This window comes from Petralouisia sp. (assembly GCF_056822245.1).
The window spans coordinates 50,335-65,205 of the sequence record NZ_JBQIOP010000016.1 but is presented as its reverse complement, the minus strand read 5'-3'; the positions used below and the strand labels follow the sequence as shown (position 1 = coordinate 65,205).

The 14,871-nt window shown below is 46.6% G+C and carries 14 protein-coding genes; 10 read left to right on the top strand and 4 right to left on the bottom strand.

Annotated features, from left to right (window positions below; all coding sequences use genetic code 11):
* Positions 1 to 231: 231 nt before the first annotated feature.
* Both ACTO17_RS08285 and ACTO17_RS08280 read left to right on the top strand, forming a co-directional pair.
* Positions 232 to 2,322: an elongation factor G gene (locus ACTO17_RS08285; RefSeq protein WP_482557595.1), complete on the top strand. Its 2,091-nt coding sequence runs from the start codon at positions 232 to 234 to the stop codon at positions 2,320 to 2,322.
* Positions 2,323 to 2,358: 36 nt separating this feature from the next.
* Positions 2,359 to 4,410: a methyl-accepting chemotaxis protein gene (locus ACTO17_RS08280; protein ID WP_482557594.1), complete on the top strand. Its 2,052-nt coding sequence runs from the start codon at positions 2,359 to 2,361 to the stop codon at positions 4,408 to 4,410.
* A gap of 76 nt (positions 4,411 to 4,486) precedes the next feature.
* Here the strand turns inward: ACTO17_RS08280 and ACTO17_RS08275 are convergent, their stop codons facing one another.
* Positions 4,487 to 5,020 (bottom strand): superoxide dismutase family protein, encoded by a 534-nt coding sequence (locus ACTO17_RS08275; RefSeq protein ID WP_482557593.1) that lies wholly within the window; start codon positions 5,018 to 5,020, stop codon positions 4,487 to 4,489.
* Positions 5,021 to 5,222: 202 nt separating this feature from the next.
* On the opposite strand from ACTO17_RS08275, the gene leuS reads away from it, so the two are divergent.
* The 3 genes from leuS to ACTO17_RS08260 all read left to right on the top strand — a co-directional run bounded on the left by leuS (position 5,223) and on the right by ACTO17_RS08260 (position 8,811).
* The gene (leuS, locus tag ACTO17_RS08270; protein ID WP_172535174.1) at positions 5,223 to 7,631 is read left to right on the top strand and encodes a leucine--tRNA ligase; all 2,409 of its coding nucleotides are present in this window, start codon (positions 5,223 to 5,225) and stop codon (positions 7,629 to 7,631) included.
* 156 nt (positions 7,632 to 7,787) lie between these two features.
* The gene (locus ACTO17_RS08265) at positions 7,788 to 8,318 is read left to right on the top strand and encodes a hypothetical protein (RefSeq protein WP_172539453.1); all 531 of its coding nucleotides are present in this window, start codon (positions 7,788 to 7,790) and stop codon (positions 8,316 to 8,318) included.
* A gap of 70 nt (positions 8,319 to 8,388) precedes the next feature.
* Positions 8,389 to 8,811 carry a DUF433 domain-containing protein gene (locus ACTO17_RS08260; RefSeq protein ID WP_482557592.1) on the top strand — a complete coding sequence of 141 codons (423 nt, stop codon included), beginning with the start codon at positions 8,389 to 8,391 and terminating at the stop codon, positions 8,809 to 8,811.
* Positions 8,812 to 9,050: 239 nt separating this feature from the next.
* On the opposite strand, the gene ACTO17_RS08255 is transcribed toward ACTO17_RS08260, so the two are convergent.
* Both ACTO17_RS08255 and ACTO17_RS08250 read right to left on the bottom strand, forming a co-directional pair.
* Positions 9,051 to 9,338 (bottom strand): hypothetical protein, encoded by a 288-nt coding sequence (locus tag ACTO17_RS08255; RefSeq protein WP_482557591.1) that lies wholly within the window; start codon positions 9,336 to 9,338, stop codon positions 9,051 to 9,053.
* Between the two features lie 23 nt (positions 9,339 to 9,361).
* The gene (locus ACTO17_RS08250; protein WP_172538328.1) at positions 9,362 to 9,676 is read right to left on the bottom strand and encodes a hypothetical protein; all 315 of its coding nucleotides are present in this window, start codon (positions 9,674 to 9,676) and stop codon (positions 9,362 to 9,364) included.
* A gap of 193 nt (positions 9,677 to 9,869) precedes the next feature.
* Here ACTO17_RS08250 and ACTO17_RS08245 point away from each other — a divergent pair, with 193 nt between their 5' ends.
* A complete protein-coding gene (locus tag ACTO17_RS08245; protein WP_482557590.1) occupies positions 9,870 to 10,046 on the top strand; it encodes a hypothetical protein in 177 nt (58 codons plus the stop codon).
* Positions 10,047 to 10,454: 408 nt separating this feature from the next.
* Positions 10,455 to 12,155: a HAMP domain-containing methyl-accepting chemotaxis protein gene (locus ACTO17_RS08240; RefSeq protein WP_482557589.1), complete on the top strand. Its 1,701-nt coding sequence runs from the start codon at positions 10,455 to 10,457 to the stop codon at positions 12,153 to 12,155.
* A 110-nt stretch (positions 12,156 to 12,265) separates the two neighbouring features.
* On the opposite strand, the gene ACTO17_RS08235 is transcribed toward ACTO17_RS08240, so the two are convergent.
* Positions 12,266 to 12,511, bottom strand: a complete 246-nt coding sequence (locus ACTO17_RS08235; RefSeq protein ID WP_172538330.1) for a chorion class high-cysteine HCB protein 13 — start codon at positions 12,509 to 12,511, stop codon at positions 12,266 to 12,268.
* A 179-nt stretch (positions 12,512 to 12,690) separates the two neighbouring features.
* Here ACTO17_RS08235 and ACTO17_RS08230 point away from each other — a divergent pair, with 179 nt between their 5' ends.
* The 3 genes from ACTO17_RS08230 to ACTO17_RS08220 are packed head-to-tail and all read left to right on the top strand — an operon-like array spanning position 12,691 to position 14,866.
* The gene (locus ACTO17_RS08230) at positions 12,691 to 13,734 is read left to right on the top strand and encodes a response regulator (RefSeq protein WP_482557588.1); all 1,044 of its coding nucleotides are present in this window, start codon (positions 12,691 to 12,693) and stop codon (positions 13,732 to 13,734) included.
* The gene (locus ACTO17_RS08225) at positions 13,727 to 14,038 is read left to right on the top strand and encodes a hypothetical protein (protein WP_482557587.1); all 312 of its coding nucleotides are present in this window, start codon (positions 13,727 to 13,729) and stop codon (positions 14,036 to 14,038) included. The genes ACTO17_RS08230 and ACTO17_RS08225 overlap by 8 nt, the downstream gene beginning before the upstream one ends.
* 3 nt (positions 14,039 to 14,041) lie before the next feature.
* Positions 14,042 to 14,866 carry a V-type ATPase subunit gene (locus ACTO17_RS08220; RefSeq protein ID WP_482557586.1) on the top strand — a complete coding sequence of 275 codons (825 nt, stop codon included), beginning with the start codon at positions 14,042 to 14,044 and terminating at the stop codon, positions 14,864 to 14,866.
* Positions 14,867 to 14,871: the final 5 nt, after the last annotated feature.

Genomic DNA, 14,871 nt, shown 5'->3' with positions numbered 1-14,871 from the left:
TACCGTGAAATGCGCAGGATTGCGTGTTTGTGATGTAAAACGTTCAATGTACTTTATCATAAAGGATACAGAAAAAAAAGTCAATGCTTTTGTGCGTTGAAGTGAAAAAGCAACAGGAAAATCGGAGGATTTTTAACAGATTTGTAAATGTTGAATAAAAAGGTTGTATTATTCCCAAAATTTTAGTAGAATATATACATCATAAAATATACTTGTATTGGAGGAATTCATATGAACGTTTATACAACTGACAAGATAAGAAACGTGGCACTTCTGGGACATGGCGGAAGCGGGAAAACAACTCTGGTGGAAGCGATGGCATATCTGTCCGGCATCACAAACCGCATGGGGAAAATCAGTGATGGAAATACCTTAAGCGATTATGATAAAGAAGAAACCAAACGGCTCTTTTCTGTTAATACTTCCGTAGTTCCAATTATCTGGGAGGATACCAAGATCAATATACTGGATACGCCCGGCTACTTTGGATTCGTCGGGGAAGTGGAAGAAGCGGTCAGTGTGGCGGATGCTGCAATTATCGTGGTGTCCGGCAAGAGCGGAATTGAAGTGGGAACCCAGAAGGCATGGGATATCTGTGAGAAATACAAGATTCCAAGAATGGTATTTGTAACAGAAATGGATGACGACAATGCAAGTTTCCGCCAGGTAGTGACAGATTTACAGGAGATGTACGGCAAGCGGATTGCGCCGTTCCATCTTCCCATCCGTGAAAATGAAAAGTTTGTGGGATATGTCAATGTTGTGGCCCAGACCGGAAACCGCTGGGATGACAAGGGCAAGGTGGTGGAAACGGAGATTCCCGAATATTCCAAAGCGAACCTGGAGCTGTGCCGGGAAGCGCTGATGGAAGCAGTGGCAGAGACCAGCGAGGAATTTATGGATCGCTATTTTGCCGGGGAAGAATTTTCTGAATTTGAGATTCGCTCCGCACTGCGCACCAATGTGGTGGACGGAAGCATTGTTCCGGTTTCCATGGGTTCCAGTACGCTGGTGCAGGGCGTGTATACCCTGTTGGATGATATTCTCAAATATCTGCCGAGTCCGGAGAAGCGTCCCTGCAAGGGCGTCAATATGAAGACCAACGAAGCCTTCGACGGAGATTACGATATCGCAAAACCAAAGAGCGCTTACATATTTAAGACCATTGCCGATCCCTTTATCGGAAAATATTCACTGGTTAAGGTGAATTCCGGCGTTCTGAAAACCGATGATGTACTGTTCAATTCTGAGAAGAACATGGATGATAAGATCGGCAAGATCTATGTGATGCGCGCCAATAAGCCCATTGAGGTGAAGGAGCTTCATGCGGGAGATATCGGAGCCCTGGCTAAGCTGACCAAGGTTTCCACCGGAGATACCCTGTCCACTAAGGCTGCGCCTGTAATTTACGGAAAGACTCAGATTTCTGTTCCCTATACCTACATGCGCTATAAGGCAAAGAAGAAGGGAGACGAGGATAAGATTTCCCAGGCGTTGCAGAAATTGATGCAGGAGGATCTGACCCTGAAAACAGAAAATGACAGCGCCAACGGACAGACATTGATTTACGGCATCGGCGATCAGCATCTGGAAGTGGTGGTCAGCAAACTGGCGGAACGCTATAAAGTGGATATTGAACTGAGCAGGCCGAAAATTGCGTTCCGGGAGACGATCCGCAAGAAATCTGACGTTGAGTACAAATATAAAAAGCAGTCCGGCGGACACGGACAGTACGGACATGTAAAGATGACCTTTGAGCCAAGCGGGGATCTGGAGACAGCTTATACCTTTGAACAGCAGGTGGTAGGCGGCGCCGTACCCAAGAATTATTTCCCGGCCGTGGAGAAGGGCCTGCAGGAATCTGTATTGAAAGGGCCTATGGCGGCATATCCGGTGGTGGGCGTAAAAGCAGTTCTTTACGATGGATCGTACCATCCGGTGGATTCTTCCGAGATGGCCTTTAAGATGGCGACCATCCAGGCCTTTAAGAAGGGAATGATGGAGGCTTCTCCTGTATTGTTAGAGCCTATCGCAACCATGAAGGTGGTGGTTCCGGATAAATATACCGGCGATGTAATGGGAGATTTGAACAAGCGCCGGGGCCGCGTACTGGGAATGAATCCGGCAGAAACCGGTAAGACAGAGATTGCGGCAGACGTTCCGTACATGGAGATTTACGGATATATGACAGATCTGCGTTCCATGACAGGCGGAAGCGGACTGTTCTCCTATGAATTTGCCCGTTATGAACAGGCTCCTTCTGATATTCAGGAAAAAGAAATTGCAGCGAGAGCCAATAAGCTTGAGAACGGCGATGATTAAGCAGACGGAAATTGAGATGAAAGAAGGGTGGACCGTATGAAATCAAAAAAGAAAGAACATACGGCGAAGAGTAAAAAGATTATCAGTATACAGGAGGCAAAGCGTCTGTACCGTGAGACGATCCAGGGAAAGATTACCATATCAGTACTGGCGCTGATAATCCTGCCGTTGGCGCTTCTGGGAATTATTGCCAGCATACTGAATAATCACAGCACCAACTCCACACTGAGCCATAATATGGCGGCTACCGCGAAAGTGGCTTCCGAGCGTGTGGAATGGGAAATGACCTCATACCGCAACCTTGCGGAAGATCTGGGAGTGACGGCGCGTATTGCCAGGGAGGATGTGACGCTGGAGGAAAAACAGCGGATTATTGATGAACGTGTGGAGGCGAATGACCTGATACGTGGGAATATCCTGGATAAAAACGGCATCAGTATTTTCACAGGTGAGGATTACAGTGACAGGGAATATTTTAAAACCGCAATGGGAGGACAGTCCTGTGTCTCAGAACCGATTGTCAGCAAGACCACAGGGAGTATGACCACCATTATCGCAGCGCCCATATGGGAAGGCGGAATCTCGGGAACCCAGGTGATAGGCGTAGTGTATCTGGTTCCAGAAGAGACATTTTTAAATGATATCATGAAGTCTACCAGTGTCAGCGAGCATGGCTATGCGTATATGATAGACAAAGAAGGCGCGGTGATTGCCCACGAAAATATGGAGCTGGTGGAGAAACGGGACAATTCCATCAAAGATGCTGAGAAGGATTCCAGGCTGAAGGCTCTGGCGAAGCTGGAGAAGAAGATGATTGCAGGGGGAATTGGCTTTGGCATGTACCGTTACGACGGCGTGAAAAAGATTATGGCCTATGCTCCTGTGGAAAACAGCGACGGCTGGAGCATTGCCATCACGGCTCCTCTTTCAGATTTTAACCGGGAGACAGTTTTTGGAATTATTCTGACGATTGCCATTGTGCTCGTTACCATTGTCATTGCATGGAGTATTGTCAGAAAACTGGCGGAAAGCATCGGCGCGCCTATCCGGCTCTGCGCGGAGCGTCTGAAGGAACTGGCCAGAGGAGATTTGCATTCGGATATCCCGGCCATTACCTCTGAAGATGAAACTAAAGTTTTGGCAGAGGCAACCGGAGTGATTGTGGCAGAAGTTGGTAAGATGATTACAGACATCAAATATCTGCTGGGAGAGATGGCAGAGAATAATTTTGACGTCCATTCCAGGGCGACAGATTCCTATGTGGGAGATTTTGAGGAAATCCTTCTGGCAGTCCGCAGGATTAATCACTCCTTAAGCGGTACTCTGGGGCATATTCGGGAATCTGCCGATCAGGTGGGACTTGGCTCTAACCAGATGGCGGAAAGCGGCCAGGCGCTGGCAGAGGGAGCTACGGATCAGGCGGCTTCCATTGAAGAACTTCTTGCCACAGTCAATAATCTGGCAGAGCAGGTGGAACAGAATACCAGAAATGCCGTTGCCACCAGCAGGAAAGCAGATGAAATTGGAAAACAGGCCAGAGAAGGCAATGAGCATATCATGGAGATGACCCGGGCAATGAGTAAAATCAATGCCGCTTCTCTGGAGATTGCCAATATAATACAGACCATTGAAGCCATTGCAGATCAGACCAGTCTCCTGTCTTTGAATGCTTCCATCGAAGCGGCCAGAGCCGGTGAAGCCGGCCGGGGTTTTGCTGTGGTGGCCGGGGAAATCGGGCATCTGGCAAGTCAGAGCTCAGAGGCAGTGGAAGATACCAGAAGATTGATAGAGACTGCAAACAGCGAAGTGGAAAGCGGCAACAGAATCGCAGACGAAACAGCCCAGGCTTTGCAGGCAATCATCAATGGAATTTCAGAGATTGTGAAAGCCGTGGAAGAAGTGGCGGACAATTCCAGTCAGCAAAATGGCGCAATGCAGCAAATCAACCAGGCAATAGAACAGATTTCAGAGGTGGTTCAGTCTAATTCTGCGGCAGCGGAACAGAGTTCTGCAACCAGTGAGGAATTATCGGCGCAGGCAATCGAATTAAACGACATGATAGAAATGTTTAAGCTGGCGCAGCTATAAGAATTGTCGATTGACCAATACAGAATATACGGGTCTGCAGGAGCGGAAATTTCTCCTGCAGGCCCGTTTTGGCAGATCAGACTGCCTGTATGGTTCCGCAGGCTATCTTTGCGCCGGCATTTCCTGCAGGCTGACTGGAAAAATCATCCACACCGCTGTGTATAATCACTGTTTTTCCGATAATTTCAGAAATGGAAAACCGATCGGTGGAATACATCATCCAGGCGGTGCCGTTATTGCCGAACAGAGGCGGCAAATCGCCCTCATGGGCCGGATGGGGACAGAGGGCCGGATTAAAATGAGAGCCGGCATTGGCATAAGGGTCCTCTGCCGTTCCGCTGCAGGAATGGCCCTCGTGAATGTGGAAGCCGAAAATATCTGAGCTGCAGGGATTTGTGCCTGCAGGCAGGCCGTAAACTTCCGCATTTACCAAAACGCCGGCGCCGACGGAATAAAAGCGGACCATACCGGTAATCTCTCCGGTTCCGGGATTTCCCGTAAGTTCTGCATAGGCGTCAGGCATCTGGGTCAGGGCGATTTCCATAAAAAATCTGCCTGGATTTTCATAAGAATCTTCTGTGAATACCGTATCTATTTCATAATTTGCCATAATAATCTCCTGAATCTTTGCCCCTGTCTCTTAAATAGAGCAGCTGGCAGGTTATTTTCCCGCCGGGCGGTGACAAGATGTTTCTATATATTAATATGATGGGAAATCAAAAAGCGTGCAGGGATTCTTGACAAATATCTTTGATGTGATAAAATTTTAGAAGAATTAGATTAGGATTGATTGAAATTTAGGAGGATATCAAATGGCAGCACCGTACAATCACAGAGCTTTGGAAGAAAAGTGGCAGAAGATATGGGAGGAAGAAAAGGCTTTTGCTGCTGCGGAGGATTATTCCAAGCCGAAATACTATGCATTGGTAGAATTTCCCTACCCATCCGGACAGGGACTTCATGTGGGACATCCCCGCCCCTATACAGCCCTTGACATTGTGGCGAGAAAACGCAGAATGCAGGGCTACAACGTACTTTATCCCATGGGATGGGATGCATTCGGGCTTCCCACAGAGAATTACGCAATCAAGAATAAGATCCACCCGAAGGTTGTGACAGAGAACAATGTGGAGCGTTTTAAAGGTCAGCTTCACGCTCTGGGATATTCCTTTGACTGGGAGCGGGAAGTGAATACCACAGATCCGGAATATTACCATTGGACCCAGTGGATTTTCCTGAAATTATTCCAGGAAGGTCTGGCTTACAAGACCGAGATGCCCATTAACTGGTGCACCTCCTGCAAGGTGGGACTTGCCAATGAGGAAGTGGTGAACGGCGTCTGCGAACGGTGCGGCGCGCCTGTGGTACGCAAGGTGAAGAGCCAGTGGATGCTGAAAATTACCGAATATGCGGAAAAGCTTCTGGAGGGCTTAAATGATGTGGACTATATTGAACGGGTAAAGGTTTCCCAGAAGAACTGGATCGGCAAGAGCCAGGGAGCGGAAGTGGATTTTCGGATTGCAGGAAAAGAGGACAAACTCACCGTATATACCACCAGGCCGGACACCCTGTTTGGAGCAACTTATATGGTAGTGTCCCCGGAGCATCCCATTTTAGAGAAATATAAAAGTGAAATTAAAAACTGGGATGAGATTGCGGCTTATCAGGAACAGGCCGCCAGAAAATCTGACTTTGAGCGTTCGGAACTGGCAAAAGAGAAAACAGGCGTGGAGATAGACGGGCTGCGGGCCGTTGATCCGGTCAATGATGCGGAAATTCCAATCTGGGTGTCAGATTATGTATTAATGAGCTATGGAACGGGAGCGATTATGGCAGTTCCGGCCCATGATACCCGTGACTGGGAATTTGCAGCCAAGTTCGGCCTTCCCATTATCGAAGTAGTGGCAGGCGGCGAGGACGTGCAGAAAGAAGCCTATACAGACGTTGCCACAGGCAAACTGGTAAATTCCGGATTTCTGGACGGCCTGGAAGTGGCAGAGGCCAAGAAGAAAATCATCGAATTTCTGGAAGAGAGGAAGATTGGAAAGGGCAAGACCAATTTCAAACTCCGCGACTGGGTATTTTCCCGTCAGCGTTACTGGGGCGAGCCCATTCCCATTGTAAACTGTGAGAAATGCGGCTATGTGGCATTGCCGGAAAGCGAGCTTCCCCTGCAGCTTCCCGAAGTGGACAGCTATATGCCTACGGATAACGGAGAATCGCCTCTGGCTGCTATTACAGACTGGGTGAATACCACATGTCCCTGCTGCGGCGGGCCGGCAAAACGGGAGACGGACACCATGCCCCAGTGGGCAGGCTCTTCCTGGTATTTCCTGCGTTATACCGATCCCAAGAACAAAGAAGCCCTTGCAAGTGAAGAAGCGCTGAAATACTGGCTTCCGGTGGACTGGTACAACGGCGGGATGGAGCATACCACCCTGCATCTTTTGTATTCCAGATTCTGGCATAAGTTCCTCTATGACAAGGGCATAGTACCCACACCCGAACCATATCAGAAGCGGACGTCCCACGGCATGATCCTTGGGGAAAACGGGGAAAAAATGTCTAAATCCCGCGGAAATGTGGTAAATCCTGACGATATCGTTATGGACTACGGCGCAGACACCCTTCGGACTTATGAGATGTTTATCGGCGCCTTTGATTTGAGCGCTTCCTGGTCGGAAAACGGCGTAAAGGGCTGCCGCAGATTCTTGGAGCGTGTGTGGAAGCTGCAGGATATTCTGGTGGACGGCGACGGATACCGGGCGGAATTTGAGACCAGAATGCATCAGTTAATCAAGAAGGTAAGCTCTGATTATGAGAACCTGAAATACAATACAGCCATTGCAGCCATGATGTCCATGCTGAACGATTTTTCCAAGGCAGGCAGTATCAGCCGGGGAGAATTCCGGACATTTCTGATTCTTTTAAATCCGGTGGCGCCGCATATTACAGAGGAAATCTGGCAGACCTGCGGGTATGAGGGCAGGGTTTACCAGTGCGGCTGGCCGGAATATGAGGAAGCGAAAACGGTGGAAAACACCGTAGAGCTGGCAGTTCAGATCAACGGGAAAACCAGGGCAACTGTTACCCTTCCGGTGGATGTGGACAAGGATACGGCCATTGCAGCCGGAAAAGAAGCGCTGGGAGATAAATTGACCAAAACTGTGGTGAAGGAGATTTATGTTCCTGGACGGATTATTAATATTGTGATGAAATAATAAAAATTTTTATAGGTTATGCGAAGCAGCGCAGGGATTTTTGGTAATCTCTGCGCTGCTTCGTAAATGAATTATATGTGGAAGCAAGAATTGCGGGATAAAAATAATTATGGTATAATCAGGAAAAACGTGCGTTAGAGAAGAGGTGTCGGGTTTATGAGTAAGAAAAATGAATATGCAAAAGCGTTAGTGAATGCTTATAGTGACGGTTTGCTTAAAATAGTTTGGAACACTTCAGGATTTTCACTTGGCGTTGATCCTCAAAAGAAAGATTTGCTTCCGGAGTTAAAAGAAAAAGAATTTGTTGAATATGTATTTTCCATTGTAAAAATAATTGCACAATTGGCAGAAGACAAGGAAGGAACAGGCATTCCAGAAGATGATTTGAAAATTGCAAAAGAAATTTATGCGAAAGAAAGTGATTTAAAAAATCATCTCTATATTAAGAAAAACAGCAAAATCAATTGTTTTAAATTATTAGAAACACAGATTATAAGTTATAGAAATGAAGAAAACCCGAAAGAGATTGCAGCAAATTCAGCGATTCTAAAAATGATAGCAGAAAAAGATGATGAGGATATTTCCAGTATCTTTGAAATTTCCAAAAGAGATCTGGGAGAATTGATAGAAAAGTTGGCAGGGCTGAAAGAAATGATGGATAGTATAGAACAAGAGAGAGAAGAGTGAAAAATTTGTACGTTGAAGTATGAAAGTGTTTTCATATTTTATTTGTGGCTGGAAGGGAGTGGAGAAACATATGGCAGAATTGTTTGTGAAAGATTATGAAATGGTTTTTCCAGAAAGGGTTCAATATACTTATAATGCCAAAAATGAATGCGAACCATGTTTAAATATGATACAGGAAACATATAATAAAAATATGGGAAATGGCATTATATTTTTAAAAAGCGCGAGCGCAAATTATCAAGAGATGGAACAATACTTTAAAAGAATCGCCAGGAAATTTCAGTCAATTCAAATGGATGAGAAAAAATTAAGCGGTATGCCTGTAATTGAAAATACAAGAATACCGGTCAGCCTGATTGTGGCTTGTTTCAAAGATGAAATGACAATTTCTGAAATTTGTGAGGAGTATAATTTGACAGAGCGTGAAGTGGGGGAAGCTATGGAATATGTAATTGAAATTTTGGATGTTCCATATCAGGAAGGGTTCGAATGAAGATACTTTTGGATGAAAACATCACTCAGAAATGAGAACAGGTACTATGCCATGAAGAAAAAGGGAAATACTTATGAGCTGGTTCAGCGTTTTCCTAAGAGTTCAATGGCATTGAACCAGTCGTGAACATATGTGGGACAAGGAAGGTAGCAGGTTTTCATGTATCGTTTATGAGCCTGTAAGAAATATTGCCCTGCTGCGGCATTGAAAGCGCTGCAGCAGGGGCTTTTCTTGTTTGCTTATTTCCGCATATTTTTCATCATCTGCATCAGCAGATTCACTTTCTGCTGTTCCTGGGGCGGCATGCCCTGCTTCAGCACCTCAATGATCATATCCCGCTCTGCGGAGGAGAAGTCCATGCCCTGGTTTTTTACGCTTTCCGAGGCGTTTTTCAAAGATTCCGCCATAGCCTGGGGAGAGGAGGTATTAGCAGAATTACTGGCGGCAAGCTCCATCAGCAGCTTAAGTTTATCGGGAGAAATATTTTTCTGAAGCTGCGGGTTGTTTAATATGTCCTGTGGGTTCATAATTTTCCTTTCTGTGGCTGCGTTTAAGTTGCGGTAAACAGAGTTTCATAGGTGGAAAACATCTGGGCAAAGCCGATGATGCTGTCTAGCATTTCTTTTTCCCTGTCTGTGCAGTATTCCCGTATGGCAGTCAGCATCTGCACCGGGTCTTTGCGTTCTTCCTCCGAACACATCTGCAAATCATTTCCGGAATTCTGAAACAGCGCCATGGTTCGCTGCAATTCCATAAATTTGACCAGCATTGCCATATTTCTCTGCCGGGAATTATCTAAATAGGGAATGGCAGCTTTTATCATTTCAAGGTGCCTATCCTGAATCAGTGTATCAATCGCTTCCATTGCATTCACCTTTTTTATTTTAATCTATGTAAGAATGCCAGATGATATGACAAAAGGGGCGTTTCGCATCTTTTTGGCAGGAGATTCCCGCCGTCTCCATGATTTGCCCTCAGGTGATTTTCAGAAAATCATTTGGCAAATAAGTGTGCATCTGAGTATAATAGTAGGGAGTACATTTCAGGAGATGAATTCCGTGGGAAGGTTAGTGATAGATGGAAACAGTGTTTATGAGATAGATGAAGAGTGCATCCGAAGAAAGGAGCATCCGGAAAGAAATCCTAAGAACCGGCAGGAGGGCCGGGAGCAGTATCCATACCGGCGGCCCGGGAGAACCGGCTGGGGCCGGGGAGCTGACGGAACCGTTCTGTAAAAAATAATATTACTCCGGCGGTTAAATATCACAGTGTCTTACTTTCCCCAACCTCCATCTGCTGCGATATTTAACCGCCGGAGTAATACACGGATTTTGTGCTACAGCCAACGTTTTATATTTGGACATGGCCAATCCGGCAGTTCCTGCGTATCGAAATATAGATTGTCCGCTGTAGTACCAAAGTATGTTCCAAAACGAGCATTTTATGCAAATTGTGCAAAAATAACATAATTTTGTGCAAAAATATATCGAAAATTGGAAAATTTAAGTATTTTTAGGTATTGTGACTTTTGATAAATGAGTTATAATATTATTTGATGGACTATCGCTGATGACAGGCAGCCCCAGTTAGCCGGATTGTCGGCGAAAGCATTTGAAGAGCAGGGAGAAAGGAAGGATTGAGGAATGAATGTACAACAGGCAGGCATTGAAAAGAGGCTTACCAAATCTTTTGCGAAGGTGTCAGCAATTACAGTGGCAGTAGCATTATTAGGATTGATTGCGGTGCTGGTGGTATCGAACAGGTATTCTTATGCATTGCACAATTATGGTTTTGCTCAGGGGGATATCGGCAAGACGATGTTCGAATTTGCAGATTTGAGGTCGTCTCTTCGGGCAGCCATTGGATATGGTGATCCGGATGCCATTGCCGCAGTGGTGGAGCAGCATGAACAAAGCAAGGTGGCATTTGAAGAAAATTTTGCCTTGATTGAAAATACAATTGTTTCAGCTGAAGGCAGAAAGACTTATGATGAGATTAAGGCTGAACTGGAAACATATTGGAAGCTGGATCAGGAGATCATGGATATCGGCGCAACCACGGATCGGGAGCTTTGCAAACAGGCTCAGGATATTGCGCTGGGTGAACTGGCAGACGTTTATAACAGTATCTACATAAAGCTGGAAGAGCTTTTGAACGTGAAGGTAAAGGAAGGAAACCGTCTGTCTGTAATTTTGAATACTACAGGCTGGGTTCTGGCGGCTGCGATGGTAGCGGCAGCAGTTGTTGCAATTGTCTTTTCCACAAAGATTGGAAAGAGCATTGCTGTCAGGATTTCAGAACCTCTTGGAAAACTGGGAAGCCGTCTGAAAACCTTTGCAACCGGCGACCTTTCTTCTCCGTTTCCGCTGGTTGAAACCGGGGACGAGGTGGAGCATATGGAGAAGGACGCCACAGAGATGGCCGATAATCTGAATGTGATTATTCACGACATTGATGAAGTTCTGGGACAGATGGCAGGAGGAAACTATGCAGTTCAGTCCAACGCTTCTGACAGATATACCGGAGATTTTGGTAAATTATATGAATCCATGTACAGCTTGCGGGAACAGATGACCCAGACGCTTATATCCATCGGAGAGGCTTCAGAGCATGTATCCATTGGTTCCGGGGATTTGGCTACAGCGTCCCAGAGCCTTGCAGAAGGGGCAACGGAGCAGGCTCAGGCAGTGCAGGAGCTTCATGCGACCATTTCTGACATTGCAGTTACCATGGAAAAGAGTGCGGAGAGTGCAGGGGAATCTTACATGAAAGCCCAGCATTATGCCAATGAGGCAGATAACAGCCGGGAAGAAATGGATACCATGATGGCGGCAATGCAGCGGATCAACGACGCTTCTACGCGGATTGGGGATATTATTTCTGAAATTGAATCCATTGCGGCCCAGACAAATCTGCTGTCTTTAAACGCTTCCATTGAGGCTGCCAGAGCCGGAGAGTCCGGCCGGGGCTTTGCAGTAGTGGCAGACCAGATTCGGCAACTGGCAGATCAGAGCGCACAGGCGGCGGTAGATACAAGAGAACTGATTGAAGGCTCCATCCGGGAAGTGACAGAAGGAAACCGGGCGGCAGAGCGGGCTTCCAACGCCATTGCTTCTGTGGTGGACGGCATTAAGCAGATTGCAGATTTTTCCAAAAATTTAAAGGGAATGGTAGAAGATCAGAGTGAGGCAATGCATCAGGCGGAACTGGGCATTAACCAGATTTCAGAAGTGGTGCAGAGCAATGCGGCCACTGCTGAGGAAGCTTCCGCCACCAGTGAGGAATTGTCGGCGCAGGCTCAGATTCTGGATGAACTTGTGGGACAGTTTATACTGGAAAAGTAGGAGAAATGGAAATTGGGCGGTGCAAGCCAAGGGATAGAGAAAAAGACGGAGCCGGCGCATTGCGCCGGTTCCGTCTTTTTGGTGGAAGGAAAGAAAAATTCCAGTGGGGATTAGCAGCAGAAGCCGCCGCCGAATCCATTGCTGTTTCCGCCGCAGCAGAAGAGAAGCAGGATAATCCACAGGCAGCTGTTTCCGCCGCCGCATCCGCATCCGTCGTTTCCGCCGAAGAAACCGCCGTTTCCGCATCCGCCGCCGCAGCAGCAAAGCAGGATAATTAACCAGATAATGGAAGAGCATCCTCCGTTGTTATTTCCTTCGCATCCGCATCCACAGTTTGTAGCAGCTAAATCACTCATGTTCAAATCCTCCAATATTTTGATTACAATGTATCATATGTGGGCTGCTTGTATGTGTTTCGCAATGTTTCGAAAAAAATTTTGAAAAATTTAATATATTCTGATATAATGATAGGCAGCGAGAAAAGGACGACGGAGCAGAATAGGGGACTGTTTGGTTCCCCGAAGGGAGGCAGGTTGTGAATACAGTAGTGATTCTGGATCATGAAAGTAAAAACATTGAAGGATACCGGCGGATGCTGGAGGCTTCCAGGTCGCAGATAGACTGCGAGTTTTTCCAGTATCCGGAGAAAGCCCTGGATTATTTGAAGAACCATTCGGCAGCAGTGCTGATCAGTGAACTGGAAATGCCGATAATGTCAGGTAAAGAAGTCTTTGATATGGCGGAAATGATTTCGCCTTCCACGGTGAGAATCGCCATGACACAGATGGACAGTGTTGCCGAGACTCTGGAGATTTTTAACCGTGTCAGAATTTATAAATTAATTTTGAAACCGTTTTTTTTGCCGGAGGATCTTGTAAATCCCATTCAGCAGGCATTGGAATACCACAGAGAATTGGAAAGAGAAGAACTGCGGCTCAGGAAAATGGGCCAGGAACTGTCGCGTTTGGAGGAAGTGTGTCAGCGGTTTTCTGAGAAACTGGAGGAGAAAAAGAGAAAATACAGAGGCATTTACCATGCGGCTTCAGGCATAATCCGGGGAAACCTGAATTCGGAGATGAATGAAATAAACGGCTCGGAGGCTGATTTTGCCGCCTCCGCCTGCGAGGAGCTTCTGCAGGAATTTATGCGTTATTATATGTTTGAGGAGCATGACTGGCAATTTCACAGAAAGTATCTGCAGATCCGGTTCAGTTATCCGGAGGAAGGATGCGTGCTGCAGATTAAGAATAAAACCGGAGAAGAAGTGCCCCGGGAGATTCTGCCCCGGATGGCTTACGGAATGTTTTTAGGGGGCTATCTGTGTCAGCAGATGTTTCATACTTACCTCACCGTGATACTGGTTGAAAAAGAGGGGCCGGTATATGTCATGCGGATGTTCTGTCAGCATCCTCCGGGAGAGAAAAGCTATAAGATCCGGAATGTGAAAGTCCGGAATTTACTGATAAGCTTCATGAAAGAGCTTGCAAAATCCCTGTCATTTCGTATGGCAAGCGGCGTGAAGGAGCAGCAGTTTGCAGTGCGGCTGTATTTTAGGAAGGAAGATGGGTACAATGAATGAAATTATAATGGGGCTTTATGAAATAGAAGAGCAGGCGGGGCAGATTATGGAGAATGCCGCCAGAAAGAAACAGGAATTGACAGAGAGGAGCAGGAAGCAGAAGGAGGACTGCGTAACAGAACTGGAAAGAGAATTAGAAGGCAGGCTTACCATTCTGCGCTCTCAGCTGGAGACTCAGACAGAGGAGGAACTGGAAGCGGTTGTGAAGAAGAATCAGGAGCGGATCACGCAGCTGAATGAGAGGTGTGAAAAGAACCTGGATCAGATTGCGGAACAGATGGTAGAAAAGATCACAGAGGTGTAGCTTATGGCCGGAGAATTACTGCAGTACAGCGGGCTGATCACCAAGACGAGAGCCATGCGCAGCCGGCTGCTGAAGAAAGAAGATTTTGAACGGATTACGGAATTCCAGACAGTTCCTGAAACCATTGATTTTCTCCGGGAGCAGGAAAGCTACGGGAAGATTTACGGGGGACGGGAGGATATCCGGCATCGGGGACAGGTAGAGGAGCTGATTCATACTTCCATTCTGGAGGATTACCAGAAGCTGTACCGGTTTGGGAACGAGCAGCAAAGGAAGGCCCTGGCGCTGTATTTACCCCAGCTTCAGTTTGGCGACGGAGTTCCTAAGATAGAGAACTCCTATTTTACAGAAGTGTGGAAGCAGATTGTTAAATTTTCCGAAAGCCAGATGAAGCAGGTGCTTTGGGAGGTGTTCGGCACCCAGGCGGACTGGCTGAATATTATGTGGATGTACCGGGGAAAGGAATTTTTCCGCCAGAAACCGGAGGAAACGGCCAAGATGCTGATTCCGCTGAACTACAAATTAAAAAGAACTGAGAAACAGAGGCTTTTAGAGACGGAACAGACGGAAGAGTTCTGTCGGATTCTGGGAAATACGATGTATTTTAAAGGCAGGGATGCACTGGTGAAGATGCAGGATGAGATTTCCTATCATCAGGTGATGAAGAAAATGTATCAGAGAATCTGCCGGAAATATCCGGCTTCCATGGCTCCGGTGTTTTATTATTTTTATGAAAAGGAACAGGAAATCGAACGTCTTACCACCGCTCTGGAGGGGATACGGTATCAGGTTCCGGCCAGGGAGCTTCGGAAACTCATTATAATATGAATGAA

Excerpts from the sequence above, each read along its gene's own strand:
- ACTO17_RS08285 (WP_482557595.1), top strand. The coding sequence starts at position 232 with ATGAACGTTTATACAACTGACAAGATAAGAAACGTGGCACTTCTGGGA.
- ACTO17_RS08280 (WP_482557594.1), top strand. The coding sequence starts at position 2,359 with ATGAAATCAAAAAAGAAAGAACATACGGCGAAGAGTAAAAAGATTATC.
- ACTO17_RS08275 (WP_482557593.1), bottom strand. The coding sequence starts at position 5,020 with ATGGCAAATTATGAAATAGATACGGTATTCACAGAAGATTCTTATGAA.
- leuS (WP_172535174.1), top strand. The coding sequence starts at position 5,223 with ATGGCAGCACCGTACAATCACAGAGCTTTGGAAGAAAAGTGGCAGAAG.
- ACTO17_RS08265 (WP_172539453.1), top strand. The coding sequence starts at position 7,788 with ATGAGTAAGAAAAATGAATATGCAAAAGCGTTAGTGAATGCTTATAGT.
- ACTO17_RS08260 (WP_482557592.1), top strand. The coding sequence starts at position 8,389 with ATGGCAGAATTGTTTGTGAAAGATTATGAAATGGTTTTTCCAGAAAGG.
- ACTO17_RS08255 (WP_482557591.1), bottom strand. The coding sequence starts at position 9,338 with ATGAACCCACAGGACATATTAAACAACCCGCAGCTTCAGAAAAATATT.
- ACTO17_RS08250 (WP_172538328.1), bottom strand. The coding sequence starts at position 9,676 with ATGGAAGCGATTGATACACTGATTCAGGATAGGCACCTTGAAATGATA.
- ACTO17_RS08240 (WP_482557589.1), top strand. The coding sequence starts at position 10,455 with ATGAATGTACAACAGGCAGGCATTGAAAAGAGGCTTACCAAATCTTTT.
- ACTO17_RS08235 (WP_172538330.1), bottom strand. The coding sequence starts at position 12,511 with ATGAGTGATTTAGCTGCTACAAACTGTGGATGCGGATGCGAAGGAAAT.
- ACTO17_RS08225 (WP_482557587.1), top strand. The coding sequence starts at position 13,727 with ATGAATGAAATTATAATGGGGCTTTATGAAATAGAAGAGCAGGCGGGG.
- ACTO17_RS08220 (WP_482557586.1), top strand. The coding sequence starts at position 14,042 with ATGGCCGGAGAATTACTGCAGTACAGCGGGCTGATCACCAAGACGAGA.